Origin of the sequence: Psychrobacter sp. DD43, assembly GCF_904846555.1 — a bacterium.
Lineage (GTDB): Bacteria > Pseudomonadota > Gammaproteobacteria > Pseudomonadales > Moraxellaceae > Psychrobacter > Psychrobacter cryohalolentis.
Map to the genome: position 1 here is coordinate 76,305 of NZ_CAJHBE010000010.1, position 22,994 is coordinate 99,298.

General features: G+C 41.4%; 16 protein-coding genes and 1 pseudogene. 8 read left to right on the plus strand and 9 right to left on the minus strand.

What is annotated here, in order from left to right:
• On the plus strand, window positions 1-288 hold the full coding sequence (gene minE / locus JMX89_RS07265; RefSeq protein WP_011514407.1) for a cell division topological specificity factor MinE: 288 nt from the start codon (window positions 1-3) through the stop codon (window positions 286-288).
• 174 nt (window positions 289-462) lie between these two features.
• On the opposite strand, the gene JMX89_RS07270 is transcribed toward minE, so the two are convergent.
• The 9 genes and pseudogenes from JMX89_RS07270 to pilG form a co-directional block, all read right to left on the minus strand.
• Window positions 463-990 (minus strand): cytochrome b, encoded by a 528-nt coding sequence (locus JMX89_RS07270; RefSeq protein WP_201551263.1) that lies wholly within the window; start codon window positions 988-990, stop codon window positions 463-465.
• A gap of 109 nt (window positions 991-1,099) precedes the next feature.
• Entirely contained in the window at window positions 1,100-1,594 is a 495-nt protein-coding gene (locus JMX89_RS07275; RefSeq protein WP_227673041.1) for a hypothetical protein, read from the minus strand.
• A gap of 5 nt (window positions 1,595-1,599) precedes the next feature.
• The gene (locus JMX89_RS07280) at window positions 1,600-2,610 is read right to left on the minus strand and encodes a chemotaxis protein CheB (protein WP_201551267.1); all 1,011 of its coding nucleotides are present in this window, start codon (window positions 2,608-2,610) and stop codon (window positions 1,600-1,602) included.
• Window positions 2,603-9,523, minus strand: coding sequence for an Hpt domain-containing protein (locus JMX89_RS07285; protein WP_201551269.1), 6,921 nt, complete (start codon window positions 9,521-9,523; stop codon window positions 2,603-2,605). Before JMX89_RS07285 ends, JMX89_RS07280 begins: the two co-directional genes overlap by 8 nt.
• 30 nt (window positions 9,524-9,553) lie before the next feature.
• Window positions 9,554-10,522 carry a CheR family methyltransferase gene (locus tag JMX89_RS07290; RefSeq protein WP_201551271.1) on the minus strand — a complete coding sequence of 323 codons (969 nt, stop codon included), beginning with the start codon at window positions 10,520-10,522 and terminating at the stop codon, window positions 9,554-9,556.
• Between the two features lie 189 nt (window positions 10,523-10,711).
• Window positions 10,712-11,716: pseudogene (locus JMX89_RS07295) on the minus strand (methyl-accepting chemotaxis protein); the annotation flags it as partial.
• 526 nt (window positions 11,717-12,242) lie between these two features.
• Complete coding sequence (locus JMX89_RS07300) at window positions 12,243-12,773, minus strand: chemotaxis protein CheW (protein WP_020444252.1); 531 nt, start codon at window positions 12,771-12,773, stop codon at window positions 12,243-12,245.
• Window positions 12,774-12,776: 3 nt separating this feature from the next.
• Window positions 12,777-13,139, minus strand: a complete 363-nt coding sequence (locus tag JMX89_RS07305; RefSeq protein ID WP_011514415.1) for a response regulator — start codon at window positions 13,137-13,139, stop codon at window positions 12,777-12,779.
• Window positions 13,140-13,304: 165 nt separating this feature from the next.
• Window positions 13,305-13,682 carry a twitching motility response regulator PilG gene (gene pilG / locus JMX89_RS07310; RefSeq protein WP_011514416.1) on the minus strand — a complete coding sequence of 126 codons (378 nt, stop codon included), beginning with the start codon at window positions 13,680-13,682 and terminating at the stop codon, window positions 13,305-13,307.
• A gap of 659 nt (window positions 13,683-14,341) precedes the next feature.
• On the opposite strand from pilG, the gene JMX89_RS07315 reads away from it, so the two are divergent.
• The 7 genes from JMX89_RS07315 to JMX89_RS07345 all read left to right on the plus strand — a co-directional run bounded on the left by JMX89_RS07315 (window position 14,342) and on the right by JMX89_RS07345 (window position 22,887).
• On the plus strand, window positions 14,342-15,451 hold the full coding sequence (locus tag JMX89_RS07315; protein ID WP_201531165.1) for an efflux RND transporter periplasmic adaptor subunit: 1,110 nt from the start codon (window positions 14,342-14,344) through the stop codon (window positions 15,449-15,451).
• 282 nt (window positions 15,452-15,733) lie between these two features.
• On the plus strand, window positions 15,734-16,456 hold the full coding sequence (locus tag JMX89_RS07320) for a response regulator transcription factor (RefSeq protein WP_011514418.1): 723 nt from the start codon (window positions 15,734-15,736) through the stop codon (window positions 16,454-16,456).
• 137 nt (window positions 16,457-16,593) lie between these two features.
• Window positions 16,594-18,696 carry a sensor histidine kinase gene (locus JMX89_RS07325; RefSeq protein WP_201531166.1) on the plus strand — a complete coding sequence of 701 codons (2,103 nt, stop codon included), beginning with the start codon at window positions 16,594-16,596 and terminating at the stop codon, window positions 18,694-18,696.
• A gap of 322 nt (window positions 18,697-19,018) precedes the next feature.
• Entirely contained in the window at window positions 19,019-19,789 is a 771-nt protein-coding gene (locus JMX89_RS07330) for a methionine ABC transporter ATP-binding protein (RefSeq protein ID WP_020444255.1), read from the plus strand.
• 19 nt (window positions 19,790-19,808) lie between these two features.
• Window positions 19,809-20,495, plus strand: coding sequence for a methionine ABC transporter permease (locus tag JMX89_RS07335; protein ID WP_011514421.1), 687 nt, complete (start codon window positions 19,809-19,811; stop codon window positions 20,493-20,495).
• A gap of 265 nt (window positions 20,496-20,760) precedes the next feature.
• Window positions 20,761-21,711, plus strand: coding sequence for a MetQ/NlpA family ABC transporter substrate-binding protein (locus JMX89_RS07340; protein ID WP_201531167.1), 951 nt, complete (start codon window positions 20,761-20,763; stop codon window positions 21,709-21,711).
• A 327-nt stretch (window positions 21,712-22,038) separates the two neighbouring features.
• Entirely contained in the window at window positions 22,039-22,887 is an 849-nt protein-coding gene (locus JMX89_RS07345; RefSeq protein WP_201531168.1) for an aldo/keto reductase, read from the plus strand.
• The last annotated feature ends 107 nt before the right edge of the window (window positions 22,888-22,994 follow it).

Consider the following 22,994-nt stretch of genomic DNA (forward strand, 5'->3'; position numbering starts at 1 on the left):
ATGAGTAAGAAAAAAGGATTTTGGAGTAGCTTATTTGGTACTGACGACAGCAATGCAGGCAGTGCCAATATGGCAACTGAGCGCTTAAAGGTTATTGTCGCAAGTGAAAATCGCTTAAACAATCGCTTGACCGCAGACCGTATCGAAAAAATGAAACGTGAGATATTAGAAGTGGTCAATAAGTATGTCAATGGCGTACAGATTGATGATGTCAATATCAATCATCGTTCTGAAGATAGCTTGGACGTGCTTGAGATGAATATTAATTTACCTGAGCATAAAAAGTAAATTTATAGTTAGCCCATATTTATTTTGATCATTAAAAAAAGCCCTGTGTATGATACGCAGGGCTTTTTTACGGGTATATTTTACACTGTGGAAACTAAGAAATAGATGCCATTTCTTAATACAAAAGTGCTAGAAGCAGCACTTTTGATATGTCGTAACGACATTAAAAGTCTATTACTTGATACGTGCTATGAGGTTGTCTTTTTTCACAAACTGATGATACAAAGCCGCCCCGATATGAAGCACAGTAAAGGCGATAATCATTGGCCAAATGATATCTACATGCCAGTCATTAAAGAGTCGAGCCAACCCTCTATCTGGGGTTACTAGTACAGGTATCTGAAATATACCAAATATATCAACCGGACGGCCACCATACAAAGACATCATTAACCCTGCTATTGGCATCGCAATCAACAGAGCATAAAGTACAAAATGCGACAATCGGGAAAGCAGCATTTGCCATTTCGGCATCAATACTGCTGGTGGCGCTTTGGTAAAGATGCGATTAATGACTCGTGCTATCATCCAAAATAATAGGCTAACCCCAAAGGCTTTATGTAGCCCAATATAGAGATTACTATCTAGGTTGTCATATAAAAAAATCATGGTCCATGTAATCAGCAATAAAATCGCGCTAATCCAGTGAAAAAATCGACTGGCAAAGGACCATTTTGTTGGGTTGGAATGAGTAGTATTCATAAATTTACTGTGTTACCTCTGTCGCTACTGATTGCTTAATAAGCGCTTAGGCATAGATATAGATATAGATATAGATATAGATATAGATAGTGACTATCTAATGAGCAAACTAGCTGTCTAAATCTACCAATTGATGCGCAATTTTATCCAAATCTGGCACCAGATACAGCATATTATCAATCATGATCGTCTGAAAAAGATAGGATAGCACAACCTCTTCTTGTACACGTTCATGAACCGTATCGATATTGCTATTTGACTTGATAAAATGCTCAGGTAGCTCAACATCTTTCACATCAGAGATACGCGCCTGTAGTTGACGCACCTCACCTGAAGTTTGCAAAGCAATACGATGCGCTGATGTATTTCCTTCCAATATAACCATCTTATCTGGCGTTTGATGGCTCAGTAACATATGGAACACAGCGATTCGTTGCTGTTGCCACTCATAAAATTGCGTATATTCGCTGTACTCATCTATACTCAAAATCAAACCACTAGGAACAAGCCAATCCGGCTGATCAAGCGCTGGAATGATCGTCACATCGAGCATACCATTAGTGGTGGTCAATAAGCTTACTGCCTCAAATGAATGTTTTAACATCTGTCTCATAAGTCGCTCACAATAAATGAATGTGGAGTGTCGTTTGTCGCTTTATTAGCAATATAGTTGGTCAGCTTTTCTGCCAATGCTTGAGGACTGCCGATAAAGCTGCAATATCCTGAGTCAATGATAGCCTGTGGCTGACTGGGACAAGTACTCAAACTTGGGTCTTGTGCCCATAATTGACTGTCATTATCTTGTATCAAATCTAAATACTGCGTGCCATCATTGCCCATACCTGAAAAGATAATGTTTATCAGCTCGCTACCATAAACATCGCTGGTATTTTTGAGAATCTGACCAATAGCAGGTTTATAATCCCCTACCCAAGCCTGATCTAATAAGATAATGCGACCAGTTGAGTCACAGACAATCTGTTGATCGATAGGTACGATCAGACATTGACCTGTACGCATGCGCTGCGAGGAAGTAATCATCTGGCAGTGCCAGTCATTATGGCGATTTAATATACGTGGCAAGGTACTAATCATGGTTTGATTAAAATGATGCGCTAGTAAAATACTTATCGGCAGTGTTGGCGATAGGTGATCTAAGAACGCTTTAACCGCACTAGGACCACCCATAGATGCCCCTAAGAACACCACATAACGCCAATCACTAATATCATCCTTATAGACAGAATTATCGATAAGAGTTGGCAAATCCAGCAGTTGCGCAAGCTTACGTTTGAATTTACGTTGCCATTTAGCGTACTGCTGCGCCTCATTAAGATAAGGCGCTTGACTAAACCCGACCAACATCGCTACAGGATTGGAAGCAGCTGTCATGGTCGCTAGATGCTCATCGTAATCACTGTCTATCAACCAGATATCAATAGCGCTTTCATAACCATCAAACTTATCCTTCAACTGCGATGGTGTAACGCAATCCACCAGATGAAAGCCACAGCTCCGCACTGTATCAGAGAACGCCATCCGCTGCTGATGGTCTTCTGCCACCACCAGTACTTTAATCTCATTTTTATCTTTTAACGCCAAGGCACGTATGTTACCCATGATGAGTTAGGTGGACCTTTTCATCCAATAAACTTTGGATTTTATCAAGCAGCTGGTTTTCTTGGAAAGGTTTGCCCATATAGTCATTTACCCCAATCTCAAGGGCACGTTCACGATGCTTCTCACCGGTTCGTGAGGTAATCATGATAATAGGCAGATGCTGCAAGCGTCCATTATGTCTGACTTGGGTAGCAACTTCAAAACCGTCCATGCGCGGCATTTCAATATCAAGCAGCATTAAGTCAGGCGTCATCTCTTGTAGTATCTCAAGCGCATCGATACCATCTTTAGCAAGTACCACATTGAACCCTTGACGCTCTAAGAATCGTGATGTTACTTTTCTGACTGTGACTGAATCATCAACGACCAGAATCGTGGTATTGGAATCCATATTTCTTTGTTCAGTAGCTTTAGAATGCGTAACATCTTTGACTAAAGCTGCGTTACGCATCAAGGCTATTAAGTCTAGAATGAGCATCACTGAGCCATCACCCATAATAGTAGCCGCTGAGATACCAGATAGATTTGAGAACTGTTGCCCCAAAGGTTTTACCACTACTTCAATACGTGAGCCTGCTATTTGATCGACTTGTAGGGCCATATTCTGACCACTGCGGTTTTTGATGATAATAAGCGGTACGCTGGTATTGGTATTAACGACCAGCTCATTGAGCTTATTACCAGATAAAATCTCATTTAAATAACGGACACGATAGTCAGTGTCTTCAAAATTAAGGGTAGCCTCACCCGATTGATAATAGTCATAAACTTTTTCTGGATTGATACGTACAACGCGTTCAATCTGCACCAAAGGTATGGCATAGTAACGATCCGCTGCTCGAACCACCAAAGCATCAGACACAGCTACCGTTAATGGTACACGGATGGTAAAGCTTGATCCTTTGCCAAGCTCTGATACCACAGATACAGCACCACCTAGCTGACGAATTTCACTAATAACAACGTCCATACCGACGCCACGCCCTGATATCTGCGTGACCTGTTTGCTGGTACTAAGACCGGCATTAAATATATATTGCATAATATCAAGATCGCTAAGATTCCTATCTTTGGCGTCGATCAAACCCTGAGAGATGGCTTTTTCACGTACCGCTTCTACATCAATCCCTTGTCCATCGTCATTGAGCAAAATGACAATTTCACTTCCTTCACGTAGTACTTCTAGCGTGATTTGACCGCTGCGCTCTTTACCTGCTGCCAGCCTTGCTGCCACATTTTCGATGCCATGATCGACTGCGTTACGCAACATATGCTCAAGCGGTGAGGTGATACGCTCTAGAATGGTTCTATCCATCTCATCATCAGCATTGATAACTTTTAGCTCAACCGACTTATTCAGCTCATTAGCCGTTTGGCGGACAATACGCTCAAGCCTTGGTGTTAATCGCGTAAAAGGAACCATACGTGAGTTCATCAAACCATCTTGTAGTTCAGTCTGCGTCCGAGATAACTGGAGCAATAGACTTTCACTATCACGCGTTTTTTCTAATAAAGTATGGTTAATTTCGACCAAATCCGATGCCGACTCTGACAAAGATTTTGACAGCTGATTCAAAGAAGAGTATTGATCCATCTCTAGCGGGTCAAAACCTTCATGATTGACCAGCTCTTCATCAATCTGCGATAAAATCTGTGCCTCAAGCTCAATTTCCATACGGCGCAACTGATCCGCTAGACGCTGTACGGTAGTACCCATCTCTTCAATACTGTTGGTCAAGCTACTGATACCCATGTCGATACGAGCACGGTTAATCGCAGACTCACCTGACAGGTTAATCATATGCTCAATCAGACTGCCTGAGATACGAATCATCTCACTATTATTGGCATTTTGCTCTTGTTCAGTCGCATCGTTAACCATCAGCGGCATGGCGCTGATATCTTCTTGGATATAGGTTATTTCTTGGTTTTCTTTGGCAATTAAAATCGTTTCACGCTGAGCTTGCAGGGTTTCTGCTGGTACCTGCTTTAAGCTATTAGGGTTTTTACTAAATTGCTGTAATGCCTCAATTAGTAAACTAGGTATTGGCGGATTCACTTGCTGCGATAGGATAAAAACAGCATCTGCTAGCCAGTCATAACAAGCAGCCAGCAACTCCAGCACCTTCGTGGTTGCAGGGCAGCGCTGAGCAACAAAGTCTTGATAAACTGATTCCATTTCATGAGCCAAATCAGCAATACCAGTAGCAGTAACCATACGTGCGCCACCTTTTAAGGTATGCAAGTCGCGCTGTAGTGCTTGCAGCGCAACCATGTCACCTGCATCATTTAAGAATAACTGTAGATATTCATTACGATTGGTGAGCGCTGTTGCCTCTTCTAAGAAAACTTCTAAAATATCAGCATCAGGTAAACCATGCGCCCACGATTGCTGAACGATTTTATCTAAACTTAACGCATCTGCCTCATTTGCTACATGTTGGGTATCTTGATTGGCAAAGATTTGAGGCTCAGCTGCCACATGGTTATTTGGCATAGGAATAATAAGCTGTACCGTTTCTGGCAATGCTTGTGCTTTTAAAAACTGCTGTAATTGAGCCATGAGCTCAGGCGCAAAAAAAGATTTTTGATAACGTACAATGTGTGCTACCTGCAGCGATAAGGTATCTTGCACCACTTGCATAATCTCAAGCCACTGCGCGGTTGGCTCGCATTTAGATTCTACAAACGCCTCATAAACGCTTTCTGCTTCATGAGTCAAGTCGCCAATACTGCGGATACCTGCCATACGCGCACCACCTTTGATGGTATGCAGATGGCGTTGGAGTACCTTTAAGGTATTAATATGGGTGATGTCTGCACGCCACTTACTGAAACTATCGACCAGCGCATCATCAAGCTCTTGCGCCTCTTCTAAGAAGATTTCTAGTAGCTCAATATCCGTATCGATAGTTTCAAGCTCTAGCTCAGGTGCGGCAATACTTTGTACAGTAGCCTGTTCTTCATCGGCTATATTTTCATCACTTTCATTCTTATCTTGCACGATATTGTCTTGCACGATATTGTCTTGCACGATACTAGCTTGCACGATGTTGTATTGCTTGATACTCTCTAACTTCTCTAGTACTTGCTCATCAATTTTTAATGACGTACTGCCTGCTAAAGCATCAAATAAACCAACTAACTGCGCATGACCTGCAAGTAGGATTTCTTGGATATCAATATCTGACGCTTCTTTTGGATACTGGCTCAAATAATAATAAGCATCTTGTAAGGCATCAAGAATAGAGACGAATTTTGGAAAGGCTTGTGCTTTGTCAGTTAAATATTTAATTTGTAAAATTTGCTCAGCGATATAGGCTTGGATTTGCTCGATATCAGCACTGTTAAGCGCTTCATCTAATTGCCACTCGGCATCTAATAACTCATCAATATTGCCATCTAACAAGTCATTAATCGTTGGTTTATCCTCAGTGCTTGCCTCACTATCGTCATCTTGCTCCTCAAGCATCGCCTGTAACGAGGCGATATCCTGCTCGCTTTGCATATGCTCTGCCGACATATCTTGCTGGTTTGCATGTTGTTTATAGTTATGGAGATAACCATCAATAAGCGTGACAGATTGGGCCAGTGCAGTTAAATGGCTTGCATTCATCGGTATATCCTGCTGCTGTAGAAGCTCTAAGCTTTGCTCTATCGTCGCACTCACGTCGCTAATGGCAGTCAATGCACTAGAGCCAGAAGCTGCTCTCAAAGTATGGAATGCGCGCACAATCTCGTCACTTACCTCGACATATGGCTCATTTTTATGATGACGTACAAAGTCATTAACGCCTTCTAACAACTCTTCTGCCTCTTCAATAAAGATGTCAAAAAACGCCTGTTCTTCTTCACTTTGAGGCATCACAATAACTGGTGCTTCTGCCATTTTTTCATTGACCGAATAAATCGTCTGCAAGGTACGATCAATTGCTTCATCATTCTCCAAATCTTGAATACGACTGTCTAAATCAATGTGACTTGGCGTATGCTTAGCAGGCTGTAACCATTGATTGTATAATGCACAGTAACTGAATTCATCACCTAATTGTTTGCTATAAGCATTAGCGCAGGCCACCCACAATGGCATCATAGTAGGATAATCTTGGCTTTCACGCTCGAAAGTGCTTAGTAACTCAGGATATACGGCCAATACATCACCAATCAGCTGCTGTATATCCGCTGAGGCAGTTATGCTCTTATCTAAAATGCGGTTTAGCATGTTTTCTATAGACCATGCTAATTCAGCACTGTAATGAGCACCGACCATCCGACCAGAGCCCTTCAGAGTGTGAAAGCCACGGCGTATGTCTTTCAGTTCAGTCAAATCAGTAGGTGAAAGCTGCCAATGTCCATATAAAGGGAGAATTTCATCTAAGACTTCATTAGCCTCTTCTATAAATATCTCTTTAATATCAGGATCAGCATCGTTTGCATCTGCCGCTAGCGACTGTGCTTCCAAAATAAATGGCTGTAATACCAAAGGGAGCTCTAAATCTGACAATGCATCCAAAGTGTTAGCTGGCTCAGAGACTGAGCGTATGGCTTGCACGTGTAAATTATGGTCAAGTACATAATGATCTAATGCAAGGTCCGATTCTTCAATATCAGCTGTTAATGACGTAGGCGCAGCTACTGGTAAACCTGCATTTAGTGGTTGCTGAGTCATCAAGTTATGACTTTGCAAAAGAGTAATAGCAGGGTCAAAGCTTGGTGGCTGCTGTGCTGCAAAGTCAAATAGCATAACGGGTAGGCGTTTGGTGGTTTCTGTTATCAACGTTACCACATCGTCCGTTACGGATAAGGTTTTATCCAATAAACGGTTGAGTAGATTTTCGATAGACCATGCCATCTCACTGATGCTAACAGCACCAACCATACGTCCCGAGCCCTTTAAGGTGTGGAAACCGCGACGTAGTTCCGTTAATGGTGTTAAATCTTGCGCATCTTCCTGCCATATTGGTAAAAAGTCTTCTAGATCACCAATCACTTCTTCAACTTCTTCAATGAATATTTCTCGAATGTCTTCATCGATATCGAAGGTATCAGGATTTAGCTGTTGGCGCATTTTCAATAAAGCTTCGCTTGCCCCTGTCTCTATAGACTGTTTATTGTCTAACAGTAAGCCAGTCAAAGTCTCAGTATCGAAAGACGGTTCAGTGACAGGCGCAATCTCACCGCTGTCGTCATAGCGCAATACATCATTGGCAGCTGGTTTTTGGGTGAGGAAAGTATCGTTGACTGCTTCAGGCGCATCGATATATGCATTAAGTAGCTTGGCTGCCGTATCAATATAAGCATTTGCTTTTTCTAGTAGTGTTTGATCAACAAACTGTTGCGCAAGATAATCCAATAATAGCTCAATGGCACTCAAGCTCTCTGCCAACGCTTCAATAACGTCCCAGCTCAATATGGCAATATTATGAGTATGTATCTGTACAAATATATCGGCTATCTTGTCGACTACTTCACCAATCGCTGGCAGCTCCATACTATTAAAAGCATGGCTCATGCTCATAAAAATTGCCTGCTCTGGCAATAATTCTAACTGTTGGCGTTGTATATAGTTATGAAAATCTTGCTTAACTTCTTCAGCCGCAATACGTAACTCACGTAAATCCACATTAACAGAACCAACATCTAAACTGTTTGCTGGTTGCAAGTCATTATCAGTGCGAGCAGAAATAGTGAATGCAGCTACATCATCCATTTTGATAGAAATCATTTGTTCTGTATTATAGACAGCGCTATACAACTCTTGTAGCTGACGTTCAATCTGCCATTGTTCTTGCGTAAAATCCTGCTCTGATAAGAGGCTACGCTCTACATTAGTCGCAATAGCATCGATTTGTGAGGCAAATAATGTCCAGCCACGACTTTTAAGCTGGTTATTTATTTTCGCTAAAGGTTTTAGCAAAGTATGAGGCTTATCAAGTGCAAAAATAATCGTCTCAATCTCACTCAATATACGAGGTAAGAGACCTACTTCAGCGTCTATCTGTACACCGCCATTCATTAAAGATTCAGCATCATCACTGTTATGAATAAGGCTACTTAATTCGCTATAAATATGACTAATGAGACTTTGAATCTCGCTTATAGGTGGCTCAATCTGATCTTGATGACTGTCTATCAATTGATCCAGCTGACTTAATATTCCTGCATACTGCTTAGGTAGTGGTATTTCATTTTGCCCAAGATCCTGTAGCCACAGCTCAGCCAGATACCACAAGCGCTGCAAATCAGCTTCTTGCGCCGTTTGCCATAAATAGTGGCTGACCTTTTGTAGCACAGTCAGGATAGCAGGCTTATTCATATTGGCAGCGAGCAATTTTTGCGTCTGTTGGCGCCACACTAATAGCAATTGCCGATGCTGTTGACTATCTAAATCTGACACTGATCTACTCACAGGTAGGGTTATGTCAATATCATCATAATCCGATAAGCTAGCCAAATGACTGTCTGTCGTCAAGGATAAGGTATCTGCAAGCGGTTCTGTGACTATATCAAACTGCGATAAGACTTGTGCTAGATCAGTCAGCGTTTTATTCATTAAAACACTATGATATCTACCTGTGCGCACATAATGTTCCAGCTCACGCTGTAACACTTTATGAGCAATCTGCCCTATTCTGAGTTTCTCAGCAGCCAAATTTATATCTAAGCTGCCATTATCCAAACCATCAAAAACAGTGGCTTCTGCTAATAAGCTAAGCTTATTAGCTAAACTTGCTAGAGCAGGCAAATTAATCATGATCAGGGCACCAGCAATTTCATGATAGTACTGTGCCATTTGCTCGTCATTAGTACGTGCTGTCTCTAATTGCCAGCCATCAGCTACCTGTGTTAATTGCTGATTAAACAGTGGCAATAACCACTCAAGCGTTACCATGTCATTGGGCTGGTTTTTCATAGATTCATCCTGACTCTTTTAGGCGCTAATTTAGGTACTGATTTTTTGCCACGCATTGAGATGTGGGTGCGCAATACGGCGCATATTTGAAGGACGCCAAAATAGCGCCTCACCTGGAGCCAATATAATATAACCACCTAAGGCGCATTGTTTTGATAATCGAGCTAAAATATCACGCTGATCAAACTTGCGAAAATATAGCAGCATATTTTGACAAACAATCACCTGTTGTAGATGTGCGGTAGGCGGTTTTTCATCCATAATATTGTGTAAAGCAAAACGGACCTGCGATTTTAACGTTGCTGCGACCTGCCAGTAGCCATAGCTACTACTTGCCGTGGTTTTATTTAGATAAGCGTTACCAACACTCGCTTCGTCAGCCATGATTGCTGGTAATAATGGCTGCACAAACTGCTGACAATATGGTGGGATTAATGATTGCTGTTTAGCGTCATATTGACCCAATCGCGCCTTTGCTAGTACTTGTTGACTGACATCTGTACCCAAGATCGTGTAATTGCTCAATTGCTTTGCAGCCAAACTCATTGCCAGAGACCAAGTCTCTTGTCCGCTCGCGCAGCCCACACTCCATATGTGAAACATCTCACTAGTATCAGCATCTATCCGCTTGCGGCGCTGATGCTGCTCTGCACATTCTGTGACGAAATTGATAGAAGGCAGATGACGGAAAAATCGGCTTTCATGGATCAATACTTTATCAAGCAAATGCTGGCGTAGCTCATTGTTAAACGGCAACTGCTGCCACAACTGGACGGTAGTCAATCCATAAAACAATGCCGTGTGAATCACCGCATTTTCCAACCAATTACATTGAATATTAGGTAAAATAAAACCAATCTCACACTCTATATAGCGTTGCCACTGTCTATTATCAAAATACTCGTCATGCCGTATCATTTTCACATTATCTTGCATGAGGCTGTCTATTGATGTAGCTTCAATTATATGAATACTGCCTTTTTGAATATGATGATTCATACGACCTGCTATTAATGTTGCTGCTCCAAATTTTATAATGTCTGTTTAGAGCAGCAATGTGGTTAACATTTCCATAGAAAAAATCATAGCTATTATCGACAGTTATTACATACTGGCTGAGACTCTCTCATCCATATCGAGATATTCATGATCCATGCTTTCATGATTCAACTGCTCATCATCATTTGATATTTTAAAGCCGGTGACTGATTCTTGTAGTGCTGCAGCCATTTCGCTTAGCTCACCAATAGAACGTGCGGTCGCCATCGTACCAGAAGACGTTTGAGAGGTAATATCTTGAATAATGTTCATAGTATGAGAGATATGACCTGCCGACTCAGCCTGTTGCAGAGCAGCATTTGAAATATTCTGAATGAGATCAGCCAAAGTATTAGAAACGGTTTGCACCTCTTCTAGTGCTTCACCCGCATCTTTTGCCAACCGCGCACCACGTACGACTTCAGACGTCGTTGATTCCATCGACATGACCGCTTCACTGGTATCTGCTTGAATGGTTTTTACCAACGTCTCAATCTGCTTAGTTGCATTGGCTGAACGCTCAGCAAGACGCTGAACCTCATCAGCAACGACCGCAAAGCCTCGTCCAGCTTCACCTGCCATCGATGCCTGAATCGCTGCGTTTAATGCCAAAACGTTAGTTTGGTCTGCAATATCATTAATCAAACCAACGATATCACCAATTTCCTGCGAAGACTCACCAAGACGTTTAATACGTTTTGAGGTTTCTTGAATCTGATCACGGATAACGTTCATACCTTCAATAGAGCGCTGTACTACTTCTGCTCCATTGTAAGAGATGGCAACCGAACGCTGAGCAACCGTTGCAGATTCTGCAGCGTTATTCGAAACTTGGTCAATGGACACCGTCATCTCATTAATAGCCGCAGACACACCAGCGATTTCTTGTGCTTGATGCTCAGAGGCTGCCGCAAGCTCGACTGCATTCATCTGTGTTTGCTCTGATGACTGCGAAACGCGATCTGCGGTACTGTTAATAACCAGTACCAATTGGCGTAGTTGGTCAATAGCAAAGTTAACAGAATCGGCAATTGCACCCGTGAAATCTTCTGATACTGTTGCATTGACCGTCAAATCACCGTCTGCCAAATCACCCAACTCATCAAGTAGGCGCAAAATAGCAATCTGGTTACGCTCGTTTTCTTCTTGGATTTGGCGCGCACGTTCAGACTCGGCTTCCGCTTCTTGACGACGACGTAAGGTCTCTTTTTCAATAAGGAGACGTTCTGAGCCACCGCGCTGCTGTAGCAACTTATAAAAAGCGAAAAAGATACCCAGTACACTGAGCACAAAGACAACTACTGGTATTATGACAGCCTGATTAAAATCCGTTAAATACTCACTGACCGAGGATATGGCATTGATCAGCGCCAATAGAGCACCCATAGCCACTAGAGCACAACCGCCTAGTAGTAGTTTCCATTGACTGTTTGCATTTGTCGCGGCTTTATTTACACCGCTTACAGGGTTATTTATAGCATCACTCATCGCACTTATTCCTTTCAAACAATCATCAAAGTCTTATTGTGACTGACTCTGAAATCATAGTGTTATCAAAACAACCGTGATGAACAAAGCCTGTATGAATGCTGACACACCACCGGATCATGTCAGCTATGATTCTTCTGCCATCGTTTTAATGAACACCTAATGATCAAACTTGACGGGTCATTAAAGACAGTTATATTGCAGCATCGGTATACTGTAGATCCTGTGTCAGTAAGCTTGGCATAAACACATACCAATCTTGTTCATCTTTGAAAAATTTGCCATGGTTATAAGGTGCAAATGGCGAATTCGGTTCAATGGCTTCTGGACGATATTGGTCTTGAGTAAACTGTTCGATACCGATCACTTGGTCAACAAGTAACCCTGAAAACACATTATCATGGTCGATGACCATGACTTTACGCTGACTCATTTGCGCTAACCGACTGGGCACTTGTAAAAATCGAGACAAATCGGTCAACGGCAGTAAACGCCCACGAATATTAGCAATACCAAGCATCCAAGGCTTTACTAAGGGCACGCTGGTATATTCTGGCATGGATAATACTTCTGCTACTTGACCCATTGGCGCAACCAAACGTTGACCGCCAATCTCAAATACTACCCCTTGCCAGTCAAATTCTTGTCCGCCGCGGCGTCCGCTTTTACGCGAACGTGCCATATCTGCTATACGCAGAAGCTCAATAAATCCTCTCGATGCCACAAGCTACTCCATTACTTTACGAATGATCTGGACCAGACCGCTTTCATCAATAGGCTTGGTAAGATACTCTTTTGCGCCTTGACGCTTGCCCCATACACGATCGGTTTCTTGATTTTTGGTACTGATCATGATGATAGGAATATGTGCTGTTGCCTTGTCACGAGTGATTTTACGAGTTGCCTGAAAACCATTCATTTCAGGCATAACCACATCCATCAAAATGACGTCTGGTAGATGAGCAATGGCCATCTGGCAGCCTTGTTCACCATTGGTCGCTTCCAATACTTGATAGTTATTTTTAGAAAGCATGTCGCGAAATTTCGCCATCTCAGATGGTGAATCGTCAATGACTAATACAGTAGTCATAGTTATTTCCTTTATTTTCGATGATATCTGTTAGATATATAGTGTTAAAACAAACCGATTGAAGTAATATTTCATGCTGAACTGAATGCATATTACTGATTATGACAACAATATTTTATCGTTATATGAAAAAGCCTTGACCACTTTTGATGATCATGTTACAGATTAACGATACTGATTAATTGCCTCAAAAAGCTCATCCTTACTAAACGGTTTGGTCAGATATTCATCAGAACCTACAATACGTCCACGGGCTTTATCAAATAAACCATCTTTAGATGACAACATAATCACAGGTTTACTGGCATAGTCAGGGTTATTTTTAATCAAGGCACAAGTTTGATAACCGTCCAAACGTGGCATCATGATATCCACAAAAATAATATCTGGATTATGATCGACAATCTTAGCCAAGGCATCAAATCCATCAATGGCAGTGACAACTTCACAGCCCGCTTTTTGCAGCAAGGTTTCTGCGGTACGGCGAATGGTTTTTGAGTCATCAATAACCATTACTTTTAAACCATCAAAATTATTTTCCATTCTTATTGTCCTATTAACGACTGTTTATTCATTATGCGATATGTTCACAGTACTACTCACGCGTAGTACTGTTTACTCACAATGAATTATCTTAGTATGTTGGGCGTTATGCTAAATTTCTTACAGCGTTATTATAGCCATAAATTCAATGATTACTCATACTCTGCAACCATTAATTATCGCAGGCAAATTTAATGAATAATGGAATCGAATCCTCTGTCAATAAACGAGTATCTCTTATTCAATATTGCTTGCTATAAAAACAGTTGAATATCTAGTCTCATCAAAAATCTACTATATTGAAAACCGAAAAAATCAACCAAGTTGCAAGTGAATAGCTTCGTTGTTAAATGTCGTCTTTCCAATCGTAGCCATTATATAGAACCAGCATTCATCTTACTGAATAATTTACCTTTGTGATAAAAATGTATCAATATATTTTGATATGTTCGTTTTAGCACAGTTACCAGCCATTATCCAGTAATTAGTGAAATTATGTTCTAAATTTAGCCACTTAACGACTATTCTCTATATAAAAACGGCATTTTACAGGGTCTCATCTAGCGATTAAAAAAACCAGTTAAATACAATATGGTAGAACCATTTCCCATACTTGTAATTCCCTATATAATAAAAAGACGTTTATGATGGTGATTGGTATGACATTTTTTATGCGCTCGCTGCATTACATGCGTTTTATATGCTTACAGACTGCGCCGTTAAAAAAGAGCGTTTATATATTGAGCGCCCTATTTCTTATCGCCTGCCAGCCAACATCTCCTACTGAAGCGTTGACTAGCGAAAATAATGAGGCGGTTGATATGCCGCTTATTAGTGCCGATAGTGTCACCATCACACCTGATCATATTTTAAGTATCAAACCTACCCGTTATCAGCCGAGCCTTGGCTTACAAGGTCGTATCGAACCTATCAAGCAAATCAACCTTATGGCGGCACAGCCGCTGACGGTAGAGCAAGTATTAGTCAGTGACAACCAATGGGTGAAAAAAGGCACGCCACTACTCACAGTTCGACGTCAGGAAATTTTAAACAAAGTAATAGGCTTTGATGATACTGAAACCAATATAGAAGCAGAATTAAATACAACTGCTAGTAATAGCAAAGACAGAACAACGGCAAAGCAGTCCTCTGATTTAATCACATTGCGTGCCCGCTTTTCAGGACGCATAGAGAATCTGTCGGTGCAAGCTGGACAAAAGATAGAAGCTCAAACAGTGTTATTGAAGCTCAGTGACGAAACGGAATTGCATTTTATCTCAACGCTGCCGATTGAAGCTGAATCGCAAATTTCTGTCGGTCAAACCGTCAACTTTACTGCCGAAGATAGAGTGGATAAATTTACCGGTCAGGTCAGTAAAGTGCAGGTGGTAAAACAACCGATGCAGCTTTTGGTTTATGTAAATGTGATCAACAATGAAGTCAGTCGCAATCAGCTAGTGCCTGATATGCAAGTTACTGGCAGAGTTGACTACGGGCAGATAGAAGTGGGTACTATTGTGCCTAAAATTGCCTTACATAATGTTGACTTGACACAAATACAGGTGCCGCCTTACAAACCGCTGCGTTCTTTGACTGCCAATATCTGGATTATAGGACAAGACCAGCGCTTAACCCGCCAGCCTATTGAAGTAATTGAGTACGATCCACTGACCAAACAATATTTAATCGCAGGTATCAGTAGTGACAGTTTGATTTGTTTGGCGAACTTACCCATTGAATCTAAAGGCAAAAAAGTGGTGGTTTCTTAAGCACAGAGCCATGCAGTTACATTGTGTAGAAACATTAACAAAGCACGCCTTGTTTAATAACATCCTGTTTAGGCAATATAGCGTATTATGGATAGTACGGATTACATACTTTTATTGCATAGCATTAAAGCATGGCTTGTATCTCTTGTATGGATAGCTACTTTTGATTTACATATTTATCATATGAGCATTTGGGATAATTGAAAACTAAGGGCAGACGCCACTTTTATAAATTGTAAAAGTGCATTAAGACAAATTATAACAACAACTAGAGGAAACATTATGAGTAAGCAGATTTTGTTAATTGAAGATGATCCAGATTTAGCAGAATTAATCAGTGATTATCTGACCATGAATTATTATGATGTGCATCATGCAGGTCTTGGTCAAGAAGGTCTGGATTTATTAGATACCAAAGAGCGTGATATTGACTTGGTAGTACTTGACCTCATGCTACCCGACATGGATGGTATGCAAGTTTGCCAAAAAATCCGTGGCAATAAAAACAATATGACCAATAAAGTGCCGATCATTATGTTGACGGCAAAAGGTGATACCACAGACCGCGTATTGGGTCTTGAGATGGGCGCTGATGACTATATTGCCAAACCGTTTGAGCCGCGTGAACTGCTAGCCCGTATTCGTGCGGTTATTCGCCGCCATGAGCAGCCAAACCAAGCGGACAGTCAGTCAGATAGCTTAACTTTTGGTCGTTTGAGCGTGTTCCCTGACAGTCATGAAGTGACTATCGATGATTTACCTGTACGCTTGACAACGCATCAGTTTCAATTGCTGCATTATTTTGCCACTCATTCAGGCAAAGTACTAAACCGAGAGCAATTGTGGCAAGCTATGCCAAATGATGACAGCTCAGACAATATTGATCGCGCCATTGACGTACATATCTCGCGTCTTCGTGCGTTGATTGAAGACAATCCACGTCAACCAAAGCGTATTATTACAGTGCGCGGCGTCGGTTATCAGTTTGCCACTGACCAAGTGTAGTCAGTAGTAAACTGTTGGTAAATAAACAGTCAAACAGCTTTAAAATAGTTCATTAAAAGGGGTATCATATGCATGATAACCCCTTTTATGTTTGACCATACAAAGTGGCATAAGTTTTTGATAATAGAGATTATTTAATGCAGCAATTGGGTTTTCGTTCCGTGTTTGCCAAGCTATTTGCCAGTGTCATGCTGGCGCTTATCTTGTTTGCTGTTGCGATGGTATTATTGACACAGCTGGTACATGATAAAGATGCGGGCATTCGCTCAGAGGTATTGGCCACGCAAATTTTAGGACAGATCGATCCTTTTTTGCATGAGCTAAATATCGCAGTTAGTAAGGAAAATCGCCTACAATCGCGTTTTATGCTAGCCGTAGTCAAAAAAAGCTTCGATATCTTTGATGAGTCATTGCAGGCAAAAATGGGTTTATATGACAGCGAAGGTCATCTGCTGATGCAAACAGATAATAGCGATTTGCCGCTAGAGCTTCCTGCTACGCCGTCTTTATTCTCACGTGTTTTCCCCTCTTTTGCAGAAACGTCACCAACCAAGCAAGCTCAAGTTTATAGTAGTACTGGCTATACGCTATTATATGAGTCACGCTTGCCACCCAAAAAGCCGGTTCTCTCTGCAGCGCTTAACTTATTTACTGGCACGCTCTTATTGCTACTCATTATGGCAGGCGTCCTTTGGTGGATTGCCCGGACCATTACTTGGCGTATTAATCAGATGAGTCTACAGATGGCTCAGCTTGGCGATGGTGACTTTACGGTACGGGTAAATGCACGCGGCAATGATGAAATCGCCTCACTGGCACGTGGATTTAATCAAGCAGCACAAAAGATTGAACACCTTATTGATGCCAATAATTTATTACTTGCACATGCCTCTCATGAGCTGCGTACGCCCATAACACGTATTCGCCTACAGATTGAGATGATGGACATGCTGACAGGTCCATTGCCAAGTGACAACAAAGCCAAGTTTGATAAGCGCGCTCAAGCCATTAATCGCGACCTCTCAGGTCTCAATGATTTGGTTGAAAGTATTCTATTAGTGAGCCGTTTGGATGCTGGTCATGCCTTACAGCAAGTTGAAAATTTAGATTTATATGATTTGGTGAATCAAGAACGCCAACACTATCCTGAAGCCACGTTAATTGGTGAGCACATTGTAATTGACGGTCAATCATCAATGCTCACCCATTTAATTCGCAATCTATTAACCAATGCCATGCTGCATGGAAAACCACCAGTCACTGTGCTGCTGTATGGGGTGCAAACCCTTGAAGAAGCTGAAAATATCCCTGATTTTTTATTGCAGACAGTATTGTGCAGTAGCTTTATAGACTATAACAGCTCAGACTTTTATTCTGATGAGTCATCTCATAGTACAAATCCGCTTGCTCATCAACAAGATACCGTATCAGAGCTGAATAATTCTAGTAGCGCAGCGCTTCCAAAGCCAAAAGTAGCAAATAGTGAGTCTGTAGTTATATTACCAGCACCGCCTATTTATCAGAATGGTGAAAATTTGGTGAATGATGCTCATATTAGTACTGACAATGAATCTGATAATATTGTGAATCAAGAGAGTGATAGCGCCAATTTAGAGCAAGTAGAGCCTACTAATACGAGCGAGACACTTGAAAAGGTTGGTAATTCTTCATTGTTTGATAATTATCATAGTTTTACATCAGATTTGACCGATAAGCTAAAGAAAGTGATGTGGCGTGCCGTGCCTGAGAAGCAACGGTCTTCTGAAGATCCTGACCATGCTATTGATGACATCTCTGGTAAAAATGCTATCAATAGCAATAAAGAAGATACCAATAAAGTGAATAAAAATAGTGATGTGGCTATAAAAGAAAGTGATAAAGCAATTGATAAAGAAAGTCCTGAAACGTCAAATACCACCCGTAAAGAAAGCCTATTTAGCAAACATCTCAAAAAATCTAAACCAGAGCCAACACGTCCGCTTCCGAAGTATGTGGTATTGGCAGTGATTGATGAGGGTGATGGCATCCCTGAAAATAAACGTGAAGAAGTTTTTAGCCCCTTTGTGCGTTTGCAGCAAAAAAATAAAGGCTCAGGTCTTGGGTTGTCCTTAGTATCACAAATTGTCACCGCCCATCAAGGAAGAATCACTACTGACACTATCAATGGTCACACGCGATTTTTGGTGGTATTGCCTGTTAAACTCGATCCGCATTACCATCATCATGACAATCGTGACTGATTTTATTCATTCATATCATAAACAAACTCTCAGAAGTGCTATAGAAGAAGAAATGCAAGCCTTTAGCGTGCATAGCGATCAATAAGTCAGAAAAACATACCATAATGACATCCTACCTATTTCATTCTATATATCTTGATATTGACTAAGCTAAGTTCAAAGTCAATCATCGATGCCTGTATCAAAAACCTTGCATAATATGCTATATTAGCGCCCCTTATTATGGGGTTATCGAATGTGGTTTTAACTCAACTGCTCAGCAGTCAGAGAGACGACGACCACTTCATAACCACTAAAACATTTATTGAATTTTGAGCCTTCCATGAGTGACATGATTGTCTTAAACGATGTGACCAAGAGTTTTTTGAGTGACCGGTCTATAAAAGATAAAAACGGCAAGCCGCATTGGTTTACTGCTGTCGAGCCGACGTCACTAACCGTCCAGCAAGGTGAGATTTTTGGCTTGATGGGCTATTCAGGTGCGGGTAAATCAACACTTTTACGCCTGATTAATTTGCTTGAACGTCCTGATTCTGGTCAAGTGATTATCGATGGTACAGACCTGACTTCTTTATCTGCCAGTGACTTGCGTATCGCCCGTCACAATATCGGTATGATTTTTCAGCAATTTAATCTGATGTCTAATCGCACCGTCTTTGACAATGTTGCTTTTAACTTAACGGTTGCAGGCTACCCTCGCGCTGATATTCATAAGCGTGTCATGGATTGTCTAGAAATTGTTGATTTAACCGACCGCGCTAGTCACTATCCTGCGCAGTTGTCAGGCGGACAAAAACAGCGTGTTGGTATCGCCCGTGCGATTGCGCCAAGCCCAAAAGTACTCCTTGCTGATGAGCCAACCAGTGCGCTCGACCCTGCCACTACGCGCAGTTTGTTGACTTGCTTGCGTGATATCAATGAGCAGCTTGGCGTCACTATCGTCATTGTAACTCATGAGATGAGCGTCATTCGTAGACTATGTGACCGTGCAGCCTTGTTACATCAAGGACAATTGCTCGAAGTAGCAGACATCCGCGATGGTCTCATTCAGGCCACCACCCCAATTGGCAAAGGCTTAGTCCACGAAGACTAATGAGGCAGGAGAAATAAACATGATAACCGGTGCAGAATTATCCGCCTCGATAGACAAGCTACTCGCCCTGCGTAAAGAGATTTGGCAGGCATTTTTAGATACTTTTATTATGCTTGGTATCTCAACGACAGTTGCCATTCTTATCGGTGGTCTGTTTGGCGTCTTCTTATTTTTATCTAGTGATCGGCAGTTTTTACAAAATAAAACGCTCTATGCTGTACTTGGTGGCATCACAAACTTTATGCGTGCTTTTCCATTCGTCATTTTGATGATTGCCATGAGTCCCTTTACCAAAGCTATCGTCGGCACTGGTATTGGTCCTATCGCCGCATCATTGGTGCTTGCGATTGCTGGCTCATTTTACTTTGCGCGCTTGGTTGAGCAAAACTTACGTGAAGTGCCGCGCGGTATTATTGAAGCAACTGAATCGATGGGCGCCCGTCCCTTTACCATCATCAAAGTACTGCTTAATGAAGCACGCTCTGGCTTGGTCTTGTCTGTGACCATCCTTTGTATTAGCTTGCTCTCTTTTTCAGCAGCGGCTGGTATGATTGGCGGCGGCGGTTTGGGTGATTTGGCAATTCGATATGGTTACTACCGTTATCAGACTGAGGTGATGGTATTCATCGTCATTATGCTGTCAATCATGGTCATCGGTATTCAAGCCTTAGGAAATTGGGTTGCGACTCGATTAGATAAACGTTAAAAACCTGTAATCACTTGGCTCATTAAAATTAGATATTAATGACTGAGTGATACTTGATATGAATAGTTTACAGGGTCTAATGCTGATTCATCCTAAGCAAATGCTTGACTTTGTAACTGATTCCCTTTAATTTTGATACTATCTTAACACTCGTTAACTTAGCAGCATTACTATTCATAATGTTGCTTTTTTAATGTGGTTTTTTAATTCTATTTTTAATCTCAGTATTTTATCCTTTGACTCCTACCCTTATTAAGGAAGTTCCATGAAATTAACAGATATCAGCCGTCAAGTAGCGACTGCATTTGCTGCTGTTGGCGTATCAGGCCTAGTGTTGGTCGGTTGCAATAATTCATCAGCACCAGAAGCCACCAAAGAGCCAGTTACTGAAGGCGCAACCGAAACTACCAATACAGAAACCACTGCTACCAGTGATATTGATCCTGAACATAGCAAAATCGTCATCGGTACGACCGAAGGTGACTTTGCAGATATGGTTCGTAACCAAGTAAAAGGTTCATTAGAAGCACAAGGCTATGAAGTTGAACTGGTAACCTTTACTGATTATGTCCGTCCAAACGTTGCGTTAGCAGATGGCGATTTAGACATCAACATCTTTCAACATAAGCCTTATCTAGATACCTTCAAAAAAGAAAATAACCTTGATTTGGCAGAAGTATTCCAAGTTCCTACTGCCCCATTAGGTATTTACGCTGGTAAAAAAACCAAAATCGAAGACGTTTATAAAGGTATGAGCGTTTCTGCGCCTAATGACCCGAGTAACTTTGCTCGCGCATTAGTCATGATGAATGAGCTTGGCTGGATTACGCTAAAAGACAATATCGATCCATTGACTGCCTCAAAAACTGATATCGCTGATAATAGCAAATACGACATAAAAATCGTTGAGCTAGAAGCGGCGCAGTTGCCTCGTGCGCGTGACGAAGTAGACTTTGCCATTATTAACGGTAACTACGCGACCGATTCAGGTATCAAGCTGACTGAGGCGCTATTCCAAGAGCCAAGCTTTGCTTATGTAAACTGGTCTGCTATCAAAACTGCGGATAAAGACAAGAAATGGGTAAAAGACGTTACTAACGCTTATAACTCAGATGCCTTTAAAAAATATGCTCACGACAGCTTCCCTGGCTATAAATATCCAAAGATTTGGGGTGCTGACACTACAAGTACCGCACCTGTAGAAGCTGCTAAATAGTGAAAACAGTCATGAATAGTTAATAGATTTAATACGACTCATCTATTCAAATGATTCCGTTTTAAGTAATAACAAAAAGCCCATTATTGATAAATAATGGGCTTTTTTTGATCTGTATTTTAGTAATGATAAACAAAAAATAATTTAAATGACGTTACAGCCTGTTTGTCGTTTGTAGGAAAGCGTCACCTGCCCTTTCACTTACCGCAATTTCTTTCTATAGTGGTTAAGCTTATTAGAGATTGAGAACATTATATTTCTGATCAAATACTTTATTAATAACTATAAAAGCTATTAGTAGATCACAAAAAAGATAAGGACAATAATATGCGTGCTAAAACTTATAATATTCGCACCGCTGGACAAGCAAACATTCCGGTACTCGGACTGGGTACTTGGCAATCAACCGGTCAAGACTGTATCGATGTCGTCAGCCAAGGTCTAAAAATGGGCTATGAACACATTGATACGGCCCAAGCATATGGCAATGAAGTCGAGGTTGGTAAAGGTATTAAGCAATCAGGTGTCGCTCGCGATAAGTTCTTTTTAACGACCAAAATATTCCCTGATGACATGAAGTTTGAGCCAGAAAAACTCGTTGCCGCTGCTAAGCGCTCATTGGAAAATCTAGATACCGATTACGTTGATTTACTGCTGCTACATTGGCCTGATGATCGTGTGCCCTTATCTGAGACCATCCCCGCGCTTTGTGAGCTACAAAAACAAGGGCTGACTCGCAATATCGGTGTATCTAATTTTAATATTGCTAACATCATTGAAGCCAAGAGATATGCTGACGTGCCGATTGCGGTCAATCAGGTTGAATTTCACCCCTTTATTAAGCAAAAAACGTTGCAGACCTTTTTAAACAATCACCATATTTTATTGGAAGCGTATTCGCCGCTTGCCCGCGGAGATGTTTTTGATAATAAAATCATTAAAGACATCGCTGATAAACACGGTATCACCGCCGCACAAGTGTCGCTGGCTTGGATTCTATCCGATAAGCACCATATTGCGATTCCAAAAACGTCTAATCCTGAGCACTTACAAGGCAACTTAGATGCCATCAAAGTAGAGTTGAGTGCGGATGAACTTGAGAAAATCGGCAGCTTAGCGCGTAGCGACGGGCGTAAAATTAAGCATCCAGATTATTCGCCAGAATGGGATGATTAATAAATAACTCATACTTATTTAAGTATTATGTTTGTCTCGTCCTAAAATAGATTGATAGTTTTTGCTAAGCCAGATACCCTGAGTATCTGGCTTTTTTGTATTAAGCA

Coding starts and splice junctions, on each gene's coding strand:
- minE (WP_011514407.1), top strand. CDS start 1: ATGAGTAAGAAAAAAGGATTTTGGAGTAGCTTATTTGGTACTGACGAC.
- JMX89_RS07270 (WP_201551263.1), bottom strand. CDS start 990: ATGAATACTACTCATTCCAACCCAACAAAATGGTCCTTTGCCAGTCGA.
- JMX89_RS07275 (WP_227673041.1), bottom strand. CDS start 1,594: ATGTTAAAACATTCATTTGAGGCAGTAAGCTTATTGACCACCACTAAT.
- JMX89_RS07280 (WP_201551267.1), bottom strand. CDS start 2,610: ATGGGTAACATACGTGCCTTGGCGTTAAAAGATAAAAATGAGATTAAA.
- JMX89_RS07285 (WP_201551269.1), bottom strand. CDS start 9,523: ATGAAAAACCAGCCCAATGACATGGTAACGCTTGAGTGGTTATTGCCA.
- JMX89_RS07290 (WP_201551271.1), bottom strand. CDS start 10,522: ATGAATCATCATATTCAAAAAGGCAGTATTCATATAATTGAAGCTACA.
- JMX89_RS07305 (WP_011514415.1), bottom strand. CDS start 13,139: ATGACTACTGTATTAGTCATTGACGATTCACCATCTGAGATGGCGAAA.
- pilG (WP_011514416.1), bottom strand. CDS start 13,682: ATGGAAAATAATTTTGATGGTTTAAAAGTAATGGTTATTGATGACTCA.
- JMX89_RS07315 (WP_201531165.1), top strand. CDS start 14,342: ATGACATTTTTTATGCGCTCGCTGCATTACATGCGTTTTATATGCTTA.
- JMX89_RS07320 (WP_011514418.1), top strand. CDS start 15,734: ATGAGTAAGCAGATTTTGTTAATTGAAGATGATCCAGATTTAGCAGAA.
- JMX89_RS07325 (WP_201531166.1), top strand. CDS start 16,594: ATGCAGCAATTGGGTTTTCGTTCCGTGTTTGCCAAGCTATTTGCCAGT.
- JMX89_RS07330 (WP_020444255.1), top strand. CDS start 19,019: ATGAGTGACATGATTGTCTTAAACGATGTGACCAAGAGTTTTTTGAGT.
- JMX89_RS07335 (WP_011514421.1), top strand. CDS start 19,809: ATGATAACCGGTGCAGAATTATCCGCCTCGATAGACAAGCTACTCGCC.
- JMX89_RS07340 (WP_201531167.1), top strand. CDS start 20,761: ATGAAATTAACAGATATCAGCCGTCAAGTAGCGACTGCATTTGCTGCT.
- JMX89_RS07345 (WP_201531168.1), top strand. CDS start 22,039: ATGCGTGCTAAAACTTATAATATTCGCACCGCTGGACAAGCAAACATT.